At 65.7% G+C, this 443-nt stretch carries 1 protein-coding gene; it reads left to right on the forward strand.

What is annotated here, in order from left to right; genetic code table 11:
- Nucleotides 1–108: 108 nt before the first annotated feature.
- A partial coding sequence (locus EN845_RS33905; protein WP_245511876.1) for an AI-2E family transporter occupies nt 109–443 on the forward strand: 335 nt, incomplete at its 3' end.

A 443-nucleotide genomic window follows, 5' to 3' on the forward strand; every position in this document is an offset into this window, starting at 1 on the left:
ATATGAGCGGCTATGGCGAAGGCTCCCGGACGAGCAACTCCCAGACCGGCGACACCAAGTCGGGCATCGGCAAGTCGAGCGGCTCCGGCGCCGACGCCTGATGGCGCGGTGATCGCGGCCGACGACGGCTCGGGCGGGCTCCGCCGCCAGGTCTGCTTCTGGCTGGCCACGGCCGTCCTGCTGGCGCTGTTCCTCTATATCTTCTCCGGCATTCTCCTGCCCTTCGTCGCCGGCATGGTGCTCGCCTATTTCCTCGATCCGGTGGCCGATTGGCTGCAGCGGCTCGGCCTTTCCCGGCTCATGGCGACGGTGGTGATCCTCATTGCCTTCATCGTCGTCGTTGTGCTCGCCTTCGTCATCCTGGTGCCGGTGCTGGCGACGCAAATGGCCGATTTCGCCGGCAAGCTGCCGGAATATCTCACCCGCCTGCAGGCATTGATCAC

The sequence above is a fragment of the Mesorhizobium sp. M8A.F.Ca.ET.202.01.1.1 genome, assembly GCF_004791595.1.
In the GTDB taxonomy this organism is placed as follows: domain Bacteria; phylum Pseudomonadota; class Alphaproteobacteria; order Rhizobiales; family Rhizobiaceae; genus Mesorhizobium.